Source organism: Demequina aurantiaca, from assembly GCF_050598105.1.
Lineage (GTDB): Bacteria > Actinomycetota > Actinomycetes > Actinomycetales > Demequinaceae > Demequina > Demequina aurantiaca_A.
Window position 1 is genome coordinate 2,707,946 of the sequence record NZ_CP192436.1, and the last position, 20,098, is coordinate 2,728,043.

At 66.7% G+C, this 20,098-nt stretch carries 24 protein-coding genes and 1 tRNA gene; 14 read left to right on the top strand and 11 right to left on the bottom strand.

Going from position 1 to position 20,098, the window contains the following annotated elements:
• Window positions 1-4 precede the first annotated feature (4 nt).
• The 4 genes from ACQU6B_RS12445 to ACQU6B_RS12460 all read right to left on the bottom strand — a co-directional run bounded on the left by ACQU6B_RS12445 (window position 5) and on the right by ACQU6B_RS12460 (window position 3,974).
• On the bottom strand, window positions 5-196 hold the full coding sequence (locus ACQU6B_RS12445; protein WP_430867857.1) for a hypothetical protein: 192 nt from the start codon (window positions 194-196) through the stop codon (window positions 5-7).
• 104 nt (window positions 197-300) lie between these two features.
• Window positions 301-374: transfer RNA gene (locus tag ACQU6B_RS12450), tRNA-Pro, on the bottom strand.
• A 12-nt stretch (window positions 375-386) separates the two neighbouring features.
• Window positions 387-1,367 (bottom strand): metallophosphoesterase, encoded by a 981-nt coding sequence (locus ACQU6B_RS12455; RefSeq protein ID WP_430867858.1) that lies wholly within the window; start codon window positions 1,365-1,367, stop codon window positions 387-389.
• A 3-nt stretch (window positions 1,368-1,370) separates the two neighbouring features.
• Window positions 1,371-3,974, bottom strand: coding sequence for a penicillin-binding protein (locus ACQU6B_RS12460; RefSeq protein WP_430867859.1), 2,604 nt, complete (start codon window positions 3,972-3,974; stop codon window positions 1,371-1,373).
• Window positions 3,975-4,051: 77 nt separating this feature from the next.
• Between ACQU6B_RS12460 and ACQU6B_RS12465 the strand changes: the two genes are divergently transcribed.
• Both ACQU6B_RS12465 and ACQU6B_RS12470 read left to right on the top strand, forming a co-directional pair.
• Window positions 4,052-4,210, top strand: coding sequence for a DUF4177 domain-containing protein (locus tag ACQU6B_RS12465; RefSeq protein WP_430867860.1), 159 nt, complete (start codon window positions 4,052-4,054; stop codon window positions 4,208-4,210).
• A complete protein-coding gene (locus ACQU6B_RS12470; RefSeq protein ID WP_430867861.1) occupies window positions 4,210-4,683 on the top strand; it encodes a RidA family protein in 474 nt (157 codons plus the stop codon). Before ACQU6B_RS12465 ends, ACQU6B_RS12470 begins: the two co-directional genes overlap by 1 nt.
• Here the strand turns inward: ACQU6B_RS12470 and ACQU6B_RS12475 are convergent.
• A complete protein-coding gene (locus tag ACQU6B_RS12475) occupies window positions 4,680-5,372 on the bottom strand; it encodes a Crp/Fnr family transcriptional regulator (RefSeq protein ID WP_430867862.1) in 693 nt (230 codons plus the stop codon). The genes ACQU6B_RS12470 and ACQU6B_RS12475 overlap by 4 nt on opposite strands.
• Entirely contained in the window at window positions 5,365-5,796 is a 432-nt protein-coding gene (locus tag ACQU6B_RS12480) for a hypothetical protein (RefSeq protein WP_430867863.1), read from the bottom strand. Before ACQU6B_RS12480 ends, ACQU6B_RS12475 begins: the two co-directional genes overlap by 8 nt.
• Before the next feature lie 112 nt (window positions 5,797-5,908).
• Here ACQU6B_RS12480 and nth point away from each other — a divergent pair, with 112 nt between their 5' ends.
• The gene (gene nth / locus ACQU6B_RS12485) at window positions 5,909-6,607 is read left to right on the top strand and encodes an endonuclease III (protein WP_430867864.1); all 699 of its coding nucleotides are present in this window, start codon (window positions 5,909-5,911) and stop codon (window positions 6,605-6,607) included.
• A gap of 109 nt (window positions 6,608-6,716) precedes the next feature.
• On the opposite strand, the gene nhaA is transcribed toward nth, so the two are convergent.
• Both nhaA and ACQU6B_RS12495 read right to left on the bottom strand, forming a co-directional pair.
• Complete coding sequence (gene nhaA, locus ACQU6B_RS12490) at window positions 6,717-8,057, bottom strand: Na+/H+ antiporter NhaA (protein ID WP_430867865.1); 1,341 nt, start codon at window positions 8,055-8,057, stop codon at window positions 6,717-6,719.
• 44 nt (window positions 8,058-8,101) lie between these two features.
• A complete protein-coding gene (locus ACQU6B_RS12495) occupies window positions 8,102-8,821 on the bottom strand; it encodes a winged helix-turn-helix domain-containing protein (protein ID WP_430867866.1) in 720 nt (239 codons plus the stop codon).
• Between the two features lie 55 nt (window positions 8,822-8,876).
• Between ACQU6B_RS12495 and ACQU6B_RS12500 the strand changes: the two genes are divergently transcribed.
• From ACQU6B_RS12500 to dtd, 9 genes are all read left to right on the top strand, one after another.
• The gene (locus ACQU6B_RS12500) at window positions 8,877-9,611 is read left to right on the top strand and encodes a hypothetical protein (RefSeq protein WP_430867867.1); all 735 of its coding nucleotides are present in this window, start codon (window positions 8,877-8,879) and stop codon (window positions 9,609-9,611) included.
• Window positions 9,612-9,684: 73 nt separating this feature from the next.
• Complete coding sequence (locus tag ACQU6B_RS12505; protein WP_430867868.1) at window positions 9,685-10,119, top strand: thioredoxin family protein; 435 nt, start codon at window positions 9,685-9,687, stop codon at window positions 10,117-10,119.
• Between the two features lie 37 nt (window positions 10,120-10,156).
• Window positions 10,157-10,633: a DUF4395 domain-containing protein gene (locus ACQU6B_RS12510; RefSeq protein ID WP_430867869.1), complete on the top strand. Its 477-nt coding sequence runs from the start codon at window positions 10,157-10,159 to the stop codon at window positions 10,631-10,633.
• A 150-nt stretch (window positions 10,634-10,783) separates the two neighbouring features.
• On the top strand, window positions 10,784-11,419 hold the full coding sequence (locus ACQU6B_RS12515) for an FABP family protein (RefSeq protein ID WP_430867870.1): 636 nt from the start codon (window positions 10,784-10,786) through the stop codon (window positions 11,417-11,419).
• Between the two features lie 54 nt (window positions 11,420-11,473).
• Entirely contained in the window at window positions 11,474-12,637 is a 1,164-nt protein-coding gene (locus ACQU6B_RS12520) for a YgfZ/GcvT domain-containing protein (RefSeq protein ID WP_430867871.1), read from the top strand.
• 74 nt (window positions 12,638-12,711) lie between these two features.
• Window positions 12,712-12,972 carry a type II toxin-antitoxin system Phd/YefM family antitoxin gene (locus ACQU6B_RS12525; protein ID WP_430867872.1) on the top strand — a complete coding sequence of 87 codons (261 nt, stop codon included), beginning with the start codon at window positions 12,712-12,714 and terminating at the stop codon, window positions 12,970-12,972.
• Between the two features lie 3 nt (window positions 12,973-12,975).
• Entirely contained in the window at window positions 12,976-13,407 is a 432-nt protein-coding gene (locus ACQU6B_RS12530; RefSeq protein ID WP_430867873.1) for a type II toxin-antitoxin system VapC family toxin, read from the top strand.
• A gap of 5 nt (window positions 13,408-13,412) precedes the next feature.
• A complete protein-coding gene (locus tag ACQU6B_RS12535) occupies window positions 13,413-13,754 on the top strand; it encodes a DUF2516 family protein (protein WP_430867874.1) in 342 nt (113 codons plus the stop codon).
• Between the two features lie 51 nt (window positions 13,755-13,805).
• Complete coding sequence (dtd, locus tag ACQU6B_RS12540; protein ID WP_430867875.1) at window positions 13,806-14,231, top strand: D-aminoacyl-tRNA deacylase; 426 nt, start codon at window positions 13,806-13,808, stop codon at window positions 14,229-14,231.
• Window positions 14,232-14,398: 167 nt separating this feature from the next.
• Here dtd and ACQU6B_RS12545 read toward each other — a convergent pair whose 3' ends face one another.
• The gene (locus ACQU6B_RS12545; RefSeq protein WP_430867876.1) at window positions 14,399-14,623 is read right to left on the bottom strand and encodes a helix-turn-helix domain-containing protein; all 225 of its coding nucleotides are present in this window, start codon (window positions 14,621-14,623) and stop codon (window positions 14,399-14,401) included.
• The gene (locus ACQU6B_RS12550) at window positions 14,620-15,228 is read right to left on the bottom strand and encodes a hypothetical protein (protein ID WP_430867877.1); all 609 of its coding nucleotides are present in this window, start codon (window positions 15,226-15,228) and stop codon (window positions 14,620-14,622) included. The genes ACQU6B_RS12545 and ACQU6B_RS12550 overlap by 4 nt, the downstream gene beginning before the upstream one ends.
• 277 nt (window positions 15,229-15,505) lie before the next feature.
• Here ACQU6B_RS12550 and ACQU6B_RS12555 point away from each other — a divergent pair, with 277 nt between their 5' ends.
• Window positions 15,506-18,055, top strand: a complete 2,550-nt coding sequence (locus ACQU6B_RS12555; protein WP_430867878.1) for an ATP-dependent Clp protease ATP-binding subunit — start codon at window positions 15,506-15,508, stop codon at window positions 18,053-18,055.
• A 104-nt stretch (window positions 18,056-18,159) separates the two neighbouring features.
• On the top strand, window positions 18,160-19,176 hold the full coding sequence (locus ACQU6B_RS12560) for an aldo/keto reductase (RefSeq protein ID WP_430867879.1): 1,017 nt from the start codon (window positions 18,160-18,162) through the stop codon (window positions 19,174-19,176).
• A gap of 33 nt (window positions 19,177-19,209) precedes the next feature.
• Here ACQU6B_RS12560 and ACQU6B_RS12565 read toward each other — a convergent pair whose 3' ends face one another.
• Entirely contained in the window at window positions 19,210-20,076 is an 867-nt protein-coding gene (locus ACQU6B_RS12565; RefSeq protein WP_430869251.1) for an A/G-specific adenine glycosylase, read from the bottom strand.
• Between the last annotated feature and the right edge of the window lie 22 nt (window positions 20,077-20,098).

The following is a 20,098-nucleotide window of genomic DNA, read 5'->3' on the forward strand; positions in this document are numbered from 1 at the left end:
TGCGTTAGGTTTGTCGACCTGCGTTACGCGCAGGCAGGACCCGATCAGTTTGAACGCGAGCGCCCGAATGAGAGTTCGCCATCGACTTGTGATCGGCCTCGCCGTGGACGCCCTCGTAGACGTCGAAGACGCGCACCACCGACAGCAGCGCGTGCGAGGCGGTGTCCAGGCGCCCGGGCGGCTCGACTCGAACCATGACAACGGACCAGAGCTAGCGCCAGAGAAGGGATTCACCACCCTCCGGGCATGAAAAAAGCGAGCCGACTCATGGCCGACCCGCCCTTTCCATTGCTATCTCAGTCGGGGTGACAGGATTTGAACCTGCGACCTCGTCGTCCCGAACGACGCGCGCTACCAAGCTGCGCCACACCCCGATTGAAGCCTGCTTAGAATATCCGACCCGGCGACGGAAAGCGAACCGCGCCTAAGGCGCGCGGAACCAACGTCAGGACGGTGGCCTCAGGCCGGCACGCGAACCGCACCGGCGCATACGGTGAGGTACCCAGCCCGGCGGACACGTGGAGCCACATGGACTCGTCTCCAACAGCCTCAGCACCCGCGTCGCCAGATGCGCCGCCACCGGCATCGGGCCGTGCGCCCGGGTAGCCGTGTAGGCCCTTCACGCGAGCGCGGTCGATGTCGCAGTTGGTCACCAGTGCACCGAATCCCGGCACGCAGACCTGCCCGCCGTGCGTGTGCCCCGCCAGCGTCAGGGCCGCGCCGTCGCGGTGCAGGGCGTCTAGCGCGCGCCGGTAGGGCGCGTGCACCACACCGATGTGCAGGTCCCCCCGCACGCCATCGTCAGCGGGCATCGCGTCGCGCTGGATGTGCGGGTCGTCCATGCCCACAAAGGACAGGTCATGTCCCCCGACGGTGAGCTCGGCACGGGCGTTGTTCAGGTTCGTCCACCCGACGCCCTCCAGCACGGCCGTCAACGCGTGGGTGGGCAGCGCTGGCCGCGCGGGCTCGAGCTCGGAAGGCCCCGCGAAGTACTTGAACGGGTTCAGGGGCGTAGGGCCGTAATAGTCGTTCGACCCGTACACGAACACCCCTGGGAGCTCGAGCAGCGGCGTCAGCGCGCGCGTCACGGCGGGAACCGCCTCGGCGTGAGCCAGGTTGTCGCCGGTGTTCACCACCAGGTCGACGTTCTCGCGGGCGAGCGACCTCACCCACGCGATGCGGCGCTCCTGATGGGGAGTCAGGTGAAGATCCGACAGATGCAGCACCCGAACGGGCGCGGCCCCCGGCGGCAGCACGGGGACGGTGACGCGGCGCGTGGTGAACGCGTTGGCCTCCACCACGCCCCAGGCGATCCCCGCGGCCGCAGTAACCGCTGCGGCCGCGAGTATGGTTCGCGCTTGTGTCACGGGCTAGTTGTTATTTCCGTTGCCGTTGCCGTTATTGCCGCCGTCACCCGGCGTCGGGAAATCCGGCTCGGGCGTCGGGGTCACGACGGGGTCGGGCTCCGGAAGCTTCCAGCCGTTTGGCGGGTTGCTCGCGAACTCCGCTGGCGGCCACGATGAGCCCCAGTAGTCGTCCGGCGCCACCAGTGGGTCCCAGCCCTTGGGCCAGCTTGACCACCAGGAGGGGCGGGTGTCGGTCGAGATAGTGATCCCGATGAACGCACCCGGCAACGCCTTGCTGCCTGACCTCGGGCTCTGCCCGACGACTCGTCCGGCGGTCACACTCGGGTCGTACCGAACGCTCGGGTTCGCGGGGTACTGGAACCCGGCGTCGTTGAGGATCTTTCGGGCTTCGCTCTCGCTCCGGCCCAACACCGAGGGAACCTCGCGCGGGACACCGTTCAGAACTTCATCGCTCGGCGTCGCCAGTGCCTCATTCGGGTCGCCCTCGAGCGCACGGTCCATGAAACTCTTCCAGGTGGGGCCCGCGATAGTCGAGCCGTAGAAGAAGCTGTGGTACTGGCCACCAATCGTCATGTATTGGGCGGGCACGTCCTTGTCGGGGTTGCCCATCCACACGGTCGCAACCAGCTGGTCCGCAAAGCCCATGAACCACAGGTGGGTGTTGTCCTGGGCGGTTCCGGTCTTGCCGGCCGACTCGCGGCCGTCGGACAACTGCACGTACTTTCCGGAGCCCTGCTCCATTACCTGCTGCATGCCGTACGACACTCCGTCGGCAACCTGTGATGAAATCGCCTCGGCGCAGGTCTCGGGCGGCACCGCAATGTTATTGCCGTCCGCGTCGGTAATGCTCAGGATCGCAATGGGCTCGCAGCGGACGCCGTGGTTGGCAATGGTCTGCGCGACGTTTGCCATGGTGAGCGGCGACGCATTCTGGGTACCGAGCGCCATCGACGGCACGATCTCTATGTCGGCGCCGTCAGCACGGTGGAAGCCGAGCGCCTCCGCCGTGTCCCGGACACCGCAGAGGTCGAGCTGGTTGGCCATCGCGACATAAGCCGTGTTCACGGAGTTGGCGGTGGCGAGCAGCACCGACTGCGCGCGCGCGCTGGTTCCACCGGTGTTAGCGGGCTTCCAGTCGGGCTGACCCGCGAACGGGGTGCCGCCCAGGCACTCGGCAGTCCAACTTTCTGAGGGCCAGGCGCGGATGTCTCCGCTCACGGTCTGGTTAAGCGCGTGCCCGGTGTCCAACCAGTTGGCGAGGATGACCGGCTTGAAGGTCGAGCCCGGCGAGAATCCGCGGGATCCACCGTATTCACGGTCCACGGAATAGTTAATCGCGGTGGAGTTCTCCTCCTCCGCTGCCGGATCAAAGTCGCGGTTCTGCGCCATGGTCAGGATCTCACCCGTAGTGGGCTCGAGCGCGACCAGCGCCATCGCGAAGCCGCTGGGGTCGTCGGAGGGGATCGAGTCGCGCAATTCCTCGTTCGCGATCCTCTGCTTGGAAACGTCGAGCGTGGTGATGATGTTGAGCCCGCCCTTAGAGAGCAGGTCCTTGCCCTTAAGGGCCAGGTCATCCGTGTTGAACACGGGGTCCGTGCTGACAATCTTGGTCACGTAGTCGCAGAAGAACGGCGCGTCCGTCGCGGCGGCACACGACAACTTGGGGTGGTGAATGTCCAGGTAGTCCTCGATCGGAGTCGCGACGTACTCGTCGTACTCGTCGTCGGTGATCATGCCCTGCTCGTGCATGCGGTCCAGCACCACGTCGCGGCGTTCCGTGCCATTGATGGGGTTGCGGTCGGGGTCCCACTTAGAGGGGTTCTGCGTGATGCCCGCGATGGTCGCGGCCTCGATCGCGTTAATCTCCGACGCCGGCTTGCCGAAGTAGAACTCCGAGGCGGCCTCGACGCCGTAGATATTTATGCCGAACTGCGCGATGTTCAGATACTGCTCGAGCACCTGTTCCTTGCCGCAGTCGACTTCCGGGCTATCGGTGCACGTGGTGCCCTTCGAAGCGTTGAGGCTGTCCTCGTACGCGAGAGCCAAGCTCCATTCGCGAATCTTGCGCGTCAGCGACGTCTCCGTCGCCTCCTTCTGCGCCTCCTCGTCACCCGCGGAGATCGCATTCTGCAGGAGCGTGTTCTTGATGAGCTGCTGCGTGAGTGTGGACGCGCCGGGGGTCGAGTCTGTCGTGACGTTCTTCACGGCCGCGCTGAGCACGCCCTCGCCGTCCACGCCGTTGTGTTCCCAGAAGCGCTTGTCCTCAACCGCCACGACCGCCTTCTGCAGCCAGGGCGAGATGTCCTCGAGCGGCTCGACCACGCGGTTCTGATCGTAGAACGTCGCGAGGAGCACCTTGCCCGTACGGTCGTAGATATTCGACTGCTGCGGAAGCGCAGTGAACTCCAGTTCCGTGGGCAGCTCCTGGAACATGTCGGAGGTGCCGTTAGCTGCTGAACCCGCCACTGTGACAGCGGGCAGCGCCAAACCGGCAATCAAAAAACCGCCCATGACGGAGAACGCCACGAACAGCAGCAGCCCTGTAAGCAACTGAACAACGGTCACGCGGCCATCCTGGCGCGCGCGATCAGAAGTGAACAAACCCATTTACCAACCTTACGTCGCATACCTAACGATTGGTATGAGAGATACGTTGCGGCACTTTAGAGAGATAGGCTCAATCCATGACTACGTGGGAATACGCAACCGTGCCGCTCATCGACCATGTTACCAAGCAGATCCTCGACCAATGGGGCGAAGATGGCTGGGAGCTCGTTCAGGTGGTGACAGGGCCCACCGGCGGGCTCGTCGCCTACATGAAGCGCGCCAGCGGGGAACGGTAATGACCACCGCGACGGAGCGCCTGGCAGCTGCCGGTTTGGAGCTGCCCAAGGTGGCGACGCCGCTGGGCGTCTACGTCCCCGCGGTCAGGCACGCCGGGCTCGTCTACACGTCCGGCCAGTTGCCGCTCGTCAATGGCGAACTGCTCGCGACGGGGCTAGTGGGAGACCGTGACGGCGACGTCACTCCCGAGCTCGCCAAGGAGTGCGCGCGCGCCTCAGTATTGAACGCGATCGCGGCAGCCGCGGAGGCTGCGGGCGGCCTGGACAACATCATCCAGGTGATTCGCGTGACCGGATTCGTGGCGTCTGCCCCCGGCTTCACCGCCCAGCCAGGCGTCATTAACGGCGCATCAGAGCTCCTCGGCGAGGTCTTCGGCGATGCGGGCCGCCATGCGCGCTCCGCCGTCGGAGTCGCTGCACTTCCGCTCAACGTGCCCGTCGAGATCGAGCTGACCGTAGCTATTTCCAGCTAGCGGGATCGGGCTCGCAGACGTTCGGGCTCGTACACCTCGACGGAGCCGATGCGCACGTCGATCCAGCCGCGCGCGGCAAAGTCCGCGAGGGCCTTATTGACGGTCTCCCGCGACGCGCCCACCAGCTGCGCGAGTTCCTCCTGCGTCAGTCCGTGGCGCACCGTCACGTGACCGCGTTCCATACGACCGAACCGGTGCCCCAGGTCCAAGATGGCCTTGGCCACACGGCCGGGCACATCGGAGAAAACCAAGTCGGCCATGGTGTTCGAGGTGCGGCGGATGCGCTGCGCGAGTGCCCGCAGCATGTGGCGCGACATCTCCAGGTGGTCGTCGAGCCACGGGTCGAGCACCGTCTTGGGTAGCTCGTAGACGACGGAGTCCTCGACGGCGTGCGCGCGCGACAAACGCGGACCCGGGTCGAATACCGAAAGTTCGCCGAGCATGTCGCCGACCCCCAGCAGCGCGAGCAGGTTCTCGCGGCCATCGCGCGCGGTCCGCGCCAGCTTCACCTTGCCGCGCACCACGATGTAGAGCGCCTGGCCCTCGTCACCCTCGTTAAAGATCGTCTCACCGCGGGTGAGTTCGATACGGGTCATCATGGCGATCAGCGAGCGCGCACTGTCGCTGTCCATGCCCCCAAAGAGCGGGGACGAGCGCAGAAGTTGTTCCTCGCGCGGCGACTCAGCCATCGGCGCCTACCGTCCTGGGGCTCACGCCCGTGAGGCGCGCTCCATCGTTGTGGGCGTCGCCCATCGCCTTCACCATTTGCACAGTCACGGTATCTAGGGTCTCACTCACTCGGGATTCGTACGACTCCAAACGCTTGTCTAAGGCGGTGATTTCGTCAAGATTGGTCGCCGATGCGCGGTTTCCGTCAGGCCAAATGGTCGCCGCCAACTCGCGCGACGTCGGAGCATCGGCCGCTAGGGCGGCAAGCGTCACGTCCATCCCGGTAGCCGCGAGCGGATCCGGACACGTGAGCTGGGCCACCACGAGCTCCCTACGGGCTTGCGCGAGCCGCCGCCACCAGCGCACCCGCGCCAGTTCGCGACGCATCTCCCGCCGCCGCTGCGTCAACTCGGTCACGTTCGAGGCAGTTGTCGTAGAACTCACGCGCTCTCCTCGTCACTCACTCAGCCAACCGATGCGGTTAGATTCACCGCTCCATGTTCACCAAGTATCGGCGCGACCTGGGCCGGGCTTGAGCATCGCCTACAGTTGCCGCATGGGAAGTAGAGCCGCGTTGACGGTCGCGAAAGCAGACCAGGGCACGCCACCGGTGGCGCTCGTGCGCCGCGCACGCGCAGCGAACCGCGAACTGGCGCTCGTGTATCCGGATGCTCACTGCGAGCTGGACTACCAGACCCCGTTCCAGCTGCTCGCGGCGACCGTGTTGTCAGCGCAATGCACCGATGTCCGGGTCAACATGGTCACGCCGGCGTTGTTCGCTCGCTTCCCCGATGCGCAGGCCACCGCGGGTGCCGACAGGGAGGAGCTCGAGACCCTCATCAGGTCGACCGGCTTCTACCGCTCCAAGGCGGAGTCGCTGTTGGCGCTGAGCCACGACATCGTCACGCGCTTCGACGGGGAGGTTCCCGGGCGCCTGAGCGACCTCGTCACGCTGCGCGGCGTGGGCCGCAAGACCGCGAACGTGGTGTTGGGTAATGCCTTCGACGTACCCGGCATCACGGTGGATACGCACATGGGCCGGCTGGCGCGCAGGCTGGGCCTCACCGTCAACGAGGACCCCGTCGCGGTCGAGCGAGACCTCATGGCGCTGATCGAGCGCCGCGAATGGACGCTGTGGTCGCACCGCGTGATCTTCCACGGGCGCCGCCGATGCAAGGCGCGCAAGCCCGAATGCGGGGCGTGCGAGATCGCCCATCTGTGCCCGAGCGCCCCCGGCGCGAAGGTTCGCGACTAGGGACGTCCCGCGGTGCACGTGGTCGTGAGGACCTCGAGCGCGGCCAGCGTGCAGTGACCGGCAGCAAGCGAGCGGCTTGCGGCGGCACGAGGTCGCCGCAAGCCGACTGCTAAGAGTTCGCCGAGTTGGCTTCGTCTGACTCCGGAACGGTCTCGCCGCGCTTGCGGAGGTCCTTCTCGAGGTCGCTCTTGGAGCCAAGCCGGTTGTCCGGCAGCGGAGTGGTGCGCTTGGTGTACAGCTTCCGATAATGCCGGTCGCGCCAGATCAGAATCGCGGCGCCGAGGATTGCCGCGGTAAGTGACGCGAAGAGCACCGCGACCTTGACCTCATCCACTCTCTCGCCAGAGAACGCGAGGTCTCCGATCAGCAGGGACACGGTGAACCCGATTCCCGCCAGGAAGCCCATGCCGGTGACGTCCCACCAGGACAATCCTTGGTCGAGTTGCGCCTTGGTAAAGGTGGCTACGAGGAAGGTCGCCAGCACGATGCCCAGTGGTTTACCAATGACGAGGCCCACCACCACCCCCTGGGCGACGGGGTCGCTAGCGGCAGTGGCGAGCGCCTCGGCGTTGATCACGACACCGGCCGCGAGGAGCGCAAATACCGGCACCGCGAGACCCGAGGACAACGGGCGCCACACGTGCTCCCAGTGCTCCGCGAGCGACGTGGTCTGGCCCTTACGCGCGATGGCGGGGACCACGAGTCCGAGCGCGACACCCGCGATCGTGGCGTGCACGCCGGAGGCGTGCATAAACGCCCACGCGACGATGCCGAGCGGGACGAGCACAAAGGGATTGGTGAAGCCCTTGCGAGCGATCAGGCCAAAGACGACGATGCAGGCCGCGGAGGCCGCGAGCCACTGGAACTGAACCTCGTCCGTGAAGAACACCGCGATGATGATGATGGCCAACAGGTCGTCGACTACCGCGAGCGTGAGCAGGAAGGCGCGCAGGGCGTTCGGCAACCAGCGTCCCACCACGGCCAGGACGGCGATCGCGAAGGCGATGTCGGTGGCCGTCGGGACGGCCCAGCCGTCGAGCGAGCCGCCGCTCTGGACGGTGTTCACCACGACGTAGAGAATCGCGGGAACGGCCATGCCGCCGATCGCGGCAACGATCGGGACGATCGCCGTAGCGGGACGGCGCAGTTCGCCGGCCACGATCTCGCGCTTGAGCTCGAGGCCCACCACGAAGAAGAAGATCGCGAGGAGGCCGTCCTTCGCCCAGTCCTCAAGGGAGAGGTTCAGGTGCAACGCCTCGGGACCAAAGGTGATGTTGCGCATCGCTTCGTAGGAGTCGGCAAACGCGGAGTTGGCCCACAACAGCGCTATGACCGTACCGATCAGCAGCAGGATTCCGCCGGCTCGCTCGGTGCGCAGTACATCTGAGATGGTGCGTTCGCTAGACGGCGTCAGCTTGGAAAAGAGCCGTCGAGTGGCGGTGCGTGCCAAGATTTCCCCTTAGGTGGCGGTGAGTGAAGTGGCCTCTAGCGTACCTAAGCCGAAGGGCTGGAGGCCGCGCCCGCTATCGTCGTGGCCTTGGGAGTGGGCGGGTCGAATCGATAGCCGACGTTGCGCACGGTGCCGATGAGGTGCTCGTGCTCGGAACCGAGCTTCGCGCGCAGGCGTCGCACGTGGACGTCCACGGTCCGCGTGCCGCCGTAGTAGTCGAATCCCCAGACCTCCTGCAGCAACTGGTCTCGCGTGTAAACACGACCGGGGTGCTGCATCAGGTACTTGATGAGCTCGAACTCCTTGTAGGTGAGGTCGAGCGGGACACCCTTGAGACGAGCGGTGTAGCCGCCTACGTCGACGGTGAGGTCCCCGGAGGAGAACTCTGAGGCCTTCGCGAGGGGGTCTGCCTGGCTAGCGCGGCCCGCGAGCAGGCGGATGCGCGCCTCGACCTCGGCCGGGCTGGCCCCGGCTAGCACCACGTCGTCGGCGCCCCAGTCCGCATTTACGATCGACATGCCGCCCTCGTGCAGTACCAAGAGCAGCGGCACGGCTACCCCGGTGACCTGGATGAGCTTGCAGTTGTTGCGGGCCTCCGCGAGGTCCTCGCGCGCATCGACGAGGAGCACATCAGCATCCATCGCCTCAAGCATCGCGGAGGGCTCCGGCGCTACTACGCGGGCGCGGTGAGATAACAGCGCCAGTGCGGGCAGGACCTCGTTAGGTCCATCCGTGGAAGCCGTCAGTACTAATAGGTCGGCCATAGCCACCTCCGAATAGCAATACTTTACCGGCGCGACTAATGAGAGACTAACCACCATGATTCCCACCACGCGGGCAACAATCACGGCCCTTGCGGCTGCCGTGATCGCCGGAACCGGCTTTTTAGGCACCCGGTACCTCGCGCTCGGCATCTTTGCGCTGGTAGTTGTGCTGGCGTGGGGTTGGCCCCACCTCGCACACATTTCCCGCACCACCGTCAGCTCGTTTGTAGTCGCGGGCGGCGGCGCCCTCGCGCTCGTAGCGGTGATCCTGGGCCGCAGCGAGCCGTACCTGCGCTACATGGTCATCGCGGTCGCCGCCGTGACCCTGGCGGCGCTCGCCTCGGAGATTTTCTTTGCCTCGGAGCGCGGCCACGCGGTGACGTCCGTGTCGGGAACGGCCGCGGGTGGCGCGATCGCCACCTCCGGCGCAGCCTGGCTGGCCGCCAACCGAACCGTAGGCGCCGACGACCTCGTGGTGGCCGGAGGCGTCGCGCTGGCGGTGGCCGCGGTCGCCGCTGTACTGACCGCGAATGCCAACATCAATGCGGTGCTCACCATCGTCCTGGGAGTGGCCGTTGGCCTCGGCATGGGCTACCTATTACCCTCCATCGGCTGGTGGGGGGGCGCGCTCGTCGGCCTCGCGTGCGCCGTCACTGTGGTGCTCACCAACGAGCTCTACCGTCGCGAACCGCGACCCCGCACAGTAATGGCGGGAATAGCATCGGGCATCACGCCTGTTCTGGTATCAGGCATCCTCGTGTATTTGGCGGGACGCCTGCTCGTGGGCTAGCGGCATCGTGCCGCTGGAATCTACTTGGCGCGCAGACCCTGTGCCCACCCACCCTTACCGCTTGGATCAGCACATGCTCATCAGAATCATCCTCATCGTCGGCCTGCTGGCCGTCGCCTCGCTCGCCTATCTGTGGTGGTCGCGCCGCAACGGCGTCGTGCGTCGCGTCGAAGTCCCCGGCTCCGTTTCTAGCGAGACGCTCGGGGCTCAGCGCGGCTTCCGGGCCACCTTCGTCCAGTTCTCCACGCCGTTATGCGCGAAGTGCCCGGGGACGGCGACGCTGCTTAAGCGGGTCGCGAGCGAGTACGAGGACGTGACTCACATCGAGATCGACGCCTCCGTGCGCCTGGACCTGGCGCGCCAGTTCGACGTGATGCGCACGCCCACCGTGCTGGTGCTCAACACCGATGGCGTGGTCGTCGCGCGAATGTCCGGGCCGCCTAGCGTCATGCAGGCCCGTGAGGCACTCGAGGCGGCACCGCCCGAGACCGCTCCCTACTCGATCTAATCCCGCACCACCTAAACTTTCCCCCAGGAGGATCACCATGACCAACGAAAGCCCCGTCACCGACGCAGTCCCCGCATCGGGCGACCTGCAGATCGACCCCCGCGGCCCGCGCTTCGGCGCCGCCATCACCCTCGTCCTCGCGCTCATCGCGCTCGTCATGGGCGCCACCGCCGAGGGCGTGGTCATCATGGCCGTGCTCGCGCTGCTGTTCGTGCCCGGCGCAGTGATCGGCCCGCAGGCCACAGCGCAGGCCGCCATCTTCAAGCGCCTGGTACGACCGCGCCTCAGCCCTCCCACCGAGACGGAGTCCTTCCGTGCCCCCCGCTTCGCGCAGCAGGTTGGGCTCGCGTTCTCCGTGCTCGCGGTGATCTTTGGGGCGCTCGGTTCTGACGTCGGCTTCTTCGTCTTCGCCGGGTTCGTGGCCGCGGCCGCCTTCCTCAACGCCGTCTTCAACTTCTGCCTCGGTTGCGAGATCTACCTGCTCGTGAAGCGCTCCACCACGCGCAACGCGTAGCGAGTCTTTGGGGCCTGTCCTAGACGGCAGTTAGACTCGGTCTATGACCGCACTCGAAGCCACCTTCATCGCCTTAGCCGTGGCGTCCTTCCTCGCCGTCGCCTGGATTGCGGGAGTGGTTGCCTGGCGACTACTCAGGGTCCCCAAGCGATGACCTTCACCATCCCCGAGGACCTCGCCCCTGAGATCTACCCGCTCGCTTGGCTGGTCGGAACATGGGCCGGCCACGGCGTCATCGACTACCCGGATATCCCGGCGTCCGACTTCCGTCAGGAAATGTCGTTCACTCATGACGGCGGCCCGTACCTCACGTACTTGTCCACGATCACGACGATCGGCATGGACGGCGAGGTGGGACACGTCTGGTCCGTCGAGTCTGGCTTCTGGCGCATTGCGCCTAGCACCCCTGAAGGCATCGAACTCAAGGACTTCCAACACCCGCTCGAAGTGGTCATGGCCGACGCCGCGGGCCTGGTTGCCGTGTACGTCGGCGCCATCGGCAACGGCCGCGTCGACCTAGCGACGGACGTCATGGCGCGCACCGAGTCCGCCGCGGAAGTCAACGGCGCGACCCGCCTGTACGGCAATGTCCAGGGCGAACTGATGTGGGCCTGGGACCTTGCGGCCTTCGGCCACGAACTCCAGTCCTACGCCTCCGCTCGGCTGTCCCGCGTGACGGACGCCACCGGAGCTCGGGTAGATGGCTCAGGCGCCGCCAATGGCGATGACGCCTCTCCCGTGGCCGACTCGGCGCCGTCCGGCGACGACTCCGACGCGGACTCCTAGCGTGGAGACTTCAGACGCGCGGAATCCTCAGCGCCCCGCGAACGTTCACCCAGTATGACCTCCCCCACTCTTACCTCGCCGATGCTCATGCGTCACGGCGCCGTTCCCGATGCAGGAGCCGATGCCGGGGTGGCCTGGCACTACGGCGACCCCGCCGCGGAGCAGCGAGCGCTCGCCGCCGGGCGGGCGGTATCCGACCAGTCGCACCTGGGAATCATCACGGTTTCCGGGCCCGACAGGCTGACCTGGCTGAACTCCCTGACCACTCAGGAGGTAGCCGCACTGGCTCCCGGCGTCAGCACCGAGCTCATGATCCTCACCCCGCAGGGACGCATCGAGCACGTCGCCGGCGTCGTGGACGACGGCGAAACCGCGTGGCTCATCACCGAGACCCCCACCGGCCTGGCCACGTTCCTCGAGCGCATGAAGTTCATGCTGCGCGTAGAGGTGGCCGACGTCACTGGCGAATGGGCGGCCATCGGCGAGGCCATCTCCTCTCCTGCGGCGTTGGGCGAGCCCGTCACGTGGGTTGACCCCTGGCCGCACATCAGCGACGGCGGCACCACCTACGCGGCGGACACGTCCGAGCACCCCGGCGACGCGCGCGCCTGGCGGCTAGTCATCGTCCCCCGCGCCACCCTCGAATCAGAGATTGACGCTCGCCTCGAGGCCGGCTGGTCGCTAGTCGGGACGTGGGCCACCGAGGCCGCCCGCATCGCGGCCTACCGACCCCGCGCGAGCCACGAGGTTGACGAGACCACGCTTCCCCACGAGCTGGACTGGCTGCGCACCGCCGTCCACCTCCACAAGGGCTGCTACCGCGGCCAGGAGACCGTCGCGAAGGTTCACAACGTGGGACGGCCTCCGCGCCGACTCACCATGCTCCACCTGGATGGCTCCAGCCACGCGATCCCCGAGCTGGGGGCCCAGGTGTTCCTGGGCGAGGGCGACGACGCCAAGCTGGCCGGCCGCATCACCTCCGTGGGCCGCCACTACGAGTACGGACCCATCGCGCTCGCGATGATCAAGCGATCCACGGATCCCTCGGCGACCCTGAATGTGCCCACCGATGGCGGGGACGTTGCGGCCAACCAGGATCTGATCGTGAATGCGGACGGGTTCTCAGCGGACCGCCCCGCCAAGCCCGGCCCCACGATGAAGGGCATGCTCATGGGTAAGGGTTGCACCGCAGACGGCGGAGACCTGCCCGAGGAGTAGCCCACCAGGGCAACCGCGCGACCGCCACGCCCCGCTTCCCAGCGAGGCGGGCACGGCGGGAGTACGGTGAAAGCGTGGACATCACCGTAGATGAACTGAGTTCAGGCCTCGGCGCAGCGCTCACCAGCGCGCGGGCGGGCAAAGACGTCGTCATCACCGAGGACGGCGTGCCGGTCGCCCGGCTCACCGGCGTCGAGGGCGCAACGCTGCTAGCCAAATTGGCGGGCGAGGGGCTGATCTCGCCCCCGGCCGAGGACCGCGCCGTGCCCCGCCTGCCCCAGGCGGAGGCGGCCAAGGACGCGCTGTCCAGCCTGCTCGGCCGGTTGCGTCGGTAGCTCATGTCGCTGGTCTATTTCGATACGTCCGCGCTGGTGAAGTTGTGCGTGCTCGAGACGGGCACGCCCCTGGTCGTGGGCCTCTGGAAGCACGCCGATGCGCTGATCACCTCCCGCATCGCCGATGCCGAGGTTCGTTCGGTGCTCGCCTCCGCCGAGCGCATCGGCCGCATTGACGCCGCCCCCGCCGCGCACGCGCGCGAGCGCTGGGACGAACTGTGGCCGGGCCTGTACAAGGTGGAGGTGACCGCCAAGGTCGCCGACGCCGCCGGGGCGTTGACCGACCGTCGCCCGTTGCGGGCGGGCGATGCGATTCACCTCGCGAGCGCACTACTCTTCGCCGAGGCGAGGCCGGTCTTCGCGGCCTGGGACCGCGGGCTCGCGAGCGCCGCGAGCGCGGAGGGGTTACTGGTGCTGCCGCCTGCGTTAGCGTAGGGGGCATGTTTGCATTCCTTCAGGCCGCCGTCATCCTGGTGATCTCGCTCGCGGCGTTCATCGCGTCCATCTTTGCCGTCGTCCACGCTGCCAGGACGCCGGATCCCGCGTTTCGCGCGGCCGGCAAGCAGAACAAGGCGCTGTGGCTGATCATCATGCTCGTGGCGGCGCTGATCGCCTTTGTCAGCCTGCCGTGGCCGCTCGGCAACGGTGGTGGGACGGTGGGCCTGCTCGGGTTGATCGCTCTGGCGGCCGTCATCTTCTATCTCGTGGACGTCAAGCCCAAGGTCTCGGGATACTCCGGGGGCTCGCGCGGACCGCGCAGCAACAACAGCGGCACCTGGTAGCGGCCCGGAACTGGCCTCGCGACTCATGACTGAACCACGCATCGGCCGCCCGTGAAAGCCGTGCTGCAGCGCGCCTCGCGCGCGTCGGTGACAGTCGCCGGCGAGGTGGTGGCGCAGTTCGACCGCCAGGGCATCGTCGCGCTGGTCGGCGTCACGCACGACGACGGCGCCGAGCAGGTCGACATCATCGCCCGCAAGATCGCGGAACTGCGGATCCTGAACGGCGAGCTGTCGGCGAGCGACGTGGACGCGCCCGTCATTGTGGTCAGCCAGTTCACGCTGTACGCGGACGTGAAGAAGGGGCGCAGGCCGTCCTGGAACGGCGCAGCGCCCGGCCCCGTCGCCGAGCCGCTCGTAGAAGGCGTCGTCACCGCGTTGCGGGAGTTCGGACTCACGGTAGGTACCGGCGTCTTCGGCGCCCACATGGACGTCGAGTTGGTGGGCGACGGGCCCATCACCATCCTCGTGGAGGCCTGACATGATCCTTGAGGCAATCGTCAGCATCTCGGACGCCATTGCTGGCTTCCTCTTCCCCGAGCCGTGGCGTCAGAAGTGGCGCAAGAAGCGCGGGCACGCCGAGTCTTAGGCATCTCTAGGCCCTTAGACATATCTAGGCGCAATAGTTTGCGCCTACGCGCGTGACTCTAAGACGTTACGAGCAGGTCGCCCACGTCGCAGTTGAGCGCCTGGCAGATTGCTGCCAGGGTCGAGAAGCGGATCGCGCGCGCGCGGTCGTTCTTGAGCACTGACAGGTTGACCACCGAGACCCCTACGAGTTCGCTCAGGCGGGTGAGGGTCATGCCCCGCGCCTCCAACAGGTCGTCCAGGCGGCAGTGGATCTGCTGATCGTCTGGCTCCGCGGGGCTCATACGAGGCCCTCTGTTTCGCGCAGGAGTCGTTCGCCGATCTGAAGTGCAGCACCGATGGATGCCACGATCATGGCGACGAGTGCTGGTGCCAGTCCACCTTCGAACTGGACGGAGTCATAGGTGTAGTCACTTACGGCGGACAGTGCTCCGTTGGTCGTCATGTTGGTCAGGATGGTCCACCCGAACCAACCCGCCATGATGACGAGGGCACCCCCGTAGGCCAGCCCTGAAGCGCCCTTGGAGAAGGCTCGACCGCGGGCCAGCCGCAGGAAGAACAGCGCGGCAATAGTCATCCCCGCACAGATAGCGAGCGCCATCCAGATGGGCTGCGCGTAGAGGGCGAAGAGGGTCGCCGACGCCGGGTTGGGGACGATGATCGTGGCCGAATCGATCGTCGCACCTACTAGTGCGCTGTTGGGCCCCACCGGAACCGCGGTGGGGACGTTGGCGAGGGGCACCGTGACGGGCACATCGGTGCCTGGCGCTACCTCGATCAGGCGGCGGACTGCGGCGGCGATCGCGAGGCTGGCCGTGACTAACACTAGAACTACGGACAGATACATTCCGATCCGGTCGGATCGGTCGAGGCGACTAACTTCGTTCATGATCTTCTCCCTATCGATAATCGTTGTTATCGATAAACGATAAGCCTGCCGACGCCGAGGTGTCAACCGCTACGCCACAGACGTGCGTCACCGCCGACGCCGAGCACGGCTCGAGCGCCCCCTGAGGCACGGCTTCAGCACGGTGTCGGCAAGGTCACGGTTGTCACGCCCCTGGCGAACATCGCAATAAGTACCCCCTCACCGTGGTTAGCCTGGGTGCAACACCATGGGAAACCGTGGAGACCCCGGCACCCGCCGGACGACGAAGGAGGATGAAATGTTCGAACGGTTTACCGATCGGGCCCGACGTGTAGTGGTGCTCGCCCAAGAAGAGGCGCGCATGCTCAACCACAACTACATCGGCACGGAGCACATCCTGCTGGGCCTCGTCCGCGAGGGCGAAGGCGTCGCCGCCAAGGCACTTGAAGCGATGGACATCTCGCTCAACGGCGTGCGCGAGCAGGTACAGGAGATCATCGGCGAGGGCTCACACGCTCCCTCCGGTCACATCCCTTTCACGCCCCGCGCCAAGAAGGTACTCGAGCTGTCACTGCGCGAGGCGCTGCAGCTCGGCCACAACTACATCGGCACCGAGCACATCCTGCTGGGCCTCATCCGCGAGGGTGAAGGCGTAGCAGCACAGGTGCTCGGCAAGCTCGGAGCAGACCTGGGCGGCGTTCGCCAGCAGGTTATCCAGCTGCTGTCCGGCTACGAGGGCAAGGAGCCCGCGACCGCAGGAGGCGGCCCCGCAGAGGGCACCCCCGCCGGCTCGACGGTCCTGGACCAGTTCGGCCGTAACTACACGCAGGCAGCGCGCGAGGGCAAGCTCGACCCGGTCGTTGGCCGCGAGCTCGTCATGGAACGCGTCATGCAGGTGCTGTCTCGCCGGACCAAGAACAACCCGGTCCTCATCGGCGAGCCCGGCGTCGGCAAGACCGCCGTCGTCGAGGGCCTCGCCCAGGCGATCGTCCGCGGAGACGTGCCGGAGACTCTCAAGGACAAGCACCTCTACACGCTTGACCTCGGCTCACTGGTTGCCGGTTCGCGCTACCGCGGTGACTTCGAGGAGCGCCTCAAGAAGGTTCTCAAGGAGATCCGCACGCGCGGCGACATCATCCTGTTCATCGACGAAATCCACACCCTGGTGGGTGCCGGTGCCGCCGAGGGCGCGATCGACGCCGCCTCCATCCTGAAGCCGATGCTTGCGCGAGGTGAGCTCCAGACCATTGGCGCCACCACGCTCGACGAGTACCGCAAGCACATCGAGAAGGACGCCGCCCTTGAGCGCCGCTTCCAGCCCATTCAGGTCCCCGAGCCGGAGCTGTCGCACGCGATCGAGATCCTGAAGGGCCTTCGTGACCGCTACGAGGCCTTCCACCGCGTGACCATCACGGACGGCGCTCTCGTGGCCGCCGCGACCATGGCGGACCGCTACATCTCCGACCGGTTCCTGCCGGACAAGGCGATCGACCTGATCGATGAGGCTGGCGCGCGACTGCGCATCCGCCGCATGACCAGCCCGCCCGAGCTGCGCGACCTGGACGACAAGATCGCCAACGTGCGCCGCGACAAGGAATCGGCAATAGACGATCAGGACTTCGAGAAGGCCGCGTCACTGCGCGACGTGGAGCGACGCCTCAACGAGGAACGCTCCGACAAGGAGGAGGCCTGGAAGTCAGGCGACCTCGATGTCGCCGCAGTAGTTGACGAGGACCTGATCGCGGAAGTCCTCGCGATGTCGACGGGTGTTCCCGTTGCGCGAGTGTCCTCCGACGAGTCCTCGCGTCTGCTGCAGATGGAAGCCGAGCTCGGCAAGCGCGTCATCGGCCAGAACCAGGCCGTCAAGGTGCTGTCGCAGGCAATCCGTCGCACCCGCGCCGGACTCAAGGACCCCAAGCGTCCTGGTGGCTCGTTCATCTTCGCCGGCCCCACCGGTGTCGGTAAGACGGAGCTGGCCAAGGCACTGGCTGAGTTCCTGTTCGGCGACGAAAATTCGCTGATCAGCCTCGACATGTCCGAGTACGGCGAGAAGCACACCGTGGCTCGCCTCTTCGGTGCCCCTCCCGGCTACGTTGGCTTCGAAGAGGGTGGCCAGCTGACCGAGAAGGTCCGCCGCAAGCCGTTCTCCGTGGTGCTGTTCGACGAGGTCGAGAAGGCCCACCCCGACATCTTCAACTCGCTGCTCCAGATCCTGGAAGACGGCAAGCTGACCGATGCTCAGGGCCGTGAGGTCAACTTCAAGAACACCATCATCATCATGACCACCAACCTGGGAGCCGACACGATCTCGCGTCGCCAGGCGACCGGTTTCTCGGTCGCGACCGAGGGTGGCCAGAGCTACGAAGAGATGACCAAGCTGGTGAACACCAAGCTGAAGGATCACTTCAAGCCCGAGTTCCTCAACCGCGTCGACAACGTGGTGGTCTTCCCGCAGCTCACGCAGGACGAGATCGTCAAGATCGTGGACCTCATGGTGGCCCGCCTCGACGAGCGCATGCAGGACCGCGACATGGGCATCGAGCTCACCTTCGCGGCCAAGCAGTTGCTCGCCCTGAAGGGTTACGACCCCGTGCTGGGAGCCCGGCCGTTGCGCCGCGCAGTCCAGCGCGAACTAGAGGATGCGCTGTCCGAGAAGATCCTGTTCGGCGAGATCACCGCGGGTCAGATCATCCGCGTGGACGTCGAGGGTGAAGGCAGCCAGGCTAAGTTCACGTTCGAGGGCCTGACCAAGGACGACATCACCGACACCCCGATCACGATCGAGCACGAGCCCGCCGACGCGGCTCCGGGTGCTGGCCAGAACGTCCCCAAGGACACTGGCGAGTAGTCGCCGATCCAAATCTGAACAACGAAAGTGTCCCGGCCTCCGCATGGAGGCCGGGACACTTTTCTGTGTGGGTCCCACCGGACCCAGCGCGTAGGCTGGATCGCATGACTCAAACACCACACCAGGCCTACGAGGGCCGCTACGACAACATGAATTACCGCCGCTGCGGCAAGTCCGGTCTGCGCCTGCCCGGCGTGAGCCTGGGCCTGTGGCAGAACTTCGGCGGCGCGAACGCGCTGGACACTCAGCGCGAGATCATCCTCGACGCCTTCGACCAGGGCATCACGCACTTCGACCTGGCCAACAACTATGGCCCGCCCGCGGGCAGCGCCGAGGAGAACTTTGGCCGCGTGTTCGCTGCGGACCTCCAGCCGTATCGCGACGAGATCCTGGTCAGCACCAAGGCCGGCTACTACATGTGGCCCGGCCCGTACGGCGAGTGGGGCTCGCGCAAGTCGCTGCTGTCCTCGCTGGACCAGTCGCTGAAGCGCATGGGCCTGGACTACGTGGACGTTTTCTACCACCACCGCCCTGACCCCGACACCCCCATCGAGGAGTCGATGATGGCGCTCGACTACGCGGTTCGCTCCGGCAAGGCGCTATACGCCGGCATCTCCAACTACGGGCCCGAGGACACCCTCGAGGCGATCCGTATCCTGCGCCACCTGGGCACCCCGATGCTGATCCACCAGTTCCCGTACAGCATGTACGAGCGCACCCCCGATAAGGGCCTGCTCGACGTGCTCGAGGCGGAGGGCGTCGGCTCGATCGTGTTCTCCCCGCTCGCGCAGGGCATGCTCACCAACCGCTACCTCAAGGGCGTCCCCGAGGGCTCGCGCGCGACGCACTCGCAGTTCCTGTCCGAGAAGCAGATCAGCGAGACGTACCTGGAGCGCACCCGCAAGCTCAACGACATTGCCGAGGGCCGCGGCCAGACGCTCGCGCAGATGGCCGTCCAGTGGGTGCTTCGCGGTGACCGCGTCACGTCCGCCCTGGTGGGCGCATCGTCCGTGGCCCAACTGCGCGACACCGTGGGCGCGCTGGACTTCGCGCCGCTCACGGATGACGAGATCGCGGCCATCGAGCCGTACGCGATCCACGCCACCCACAAGGGCGCGTAGCGCACAACGCAGTCCGTCTAGGCGCGTGCATCCTCAGCCGAGGGTGTACGCGCCTTTTCGTTTGTCAACCAAGGCGATCAGCCGGTCCTCCACCAGCGAGCCGATGCAGCGGTCCAGCTGTCCCGGCTCAACGTCCTCCAGCACGGCCAGGCCGGTGACATTGACCGGCGCCGATGCCTCGCGCAGCACCGCGAGAATCCTCCCGCGCACCTGGCGATCCGTCCCGTGCCAAGCCTGCGTGCGCCGCGGGGCCTCGTCCAGGCCCGGCTTGCCGGCCGCAAGCCACGCGCACTCGGAGGACAGCGGACACTCCTCGCAGCGGGCGACCCGCGCCGTGCAGACCAGGGCCCCAAGCTCCATCGAACCCGCGTTCCACGCCGCGGCGGCCGGCGCATCGGCCGGAACCAGGCCGGCCGCGAACTCGCGCTCGGGGCGCGTCAGGTGTGCCGCCGGGAGCGCGCTGGCGTGCCAGGCGCGCCCGATCACCCTGCGGATATTGGTGTCCAAGACCACCGCGCGCTCGCCGAACGCGAACGCCCTCACCGCGGAGGCCGTGTAGTCGCCGACGCCGGGCAGGGCCAGCAGGTCCTCGTGAGCGCGGGGAACCTCGCCCTCGTGACGGCTGACGATGGCGCGCGCACACTCCCAAAGCCGCTGAGCGCGTCGGGGGTAGCCCAGGCGCCCCCAGGCACGCACGGCGTCCGCCTGCGCGGCCGCGGCCAGCGCAGCGGGGGTCGGCCAGCGCAGCATCCATTCGCGCCACACCGGCTCGACCCGCACCACGGGCGTCTGCTGCAGCATGACCTCGCTCACCAGCACGCCCCAGGGCGAACACTCCTCGAGTCGCCAGGGCAGGTCGCGCGCCTGCGCCTGGAACCACGCCGACACCGAAGCGACCATTGCCGTGTCCCGCGCCTGGCCC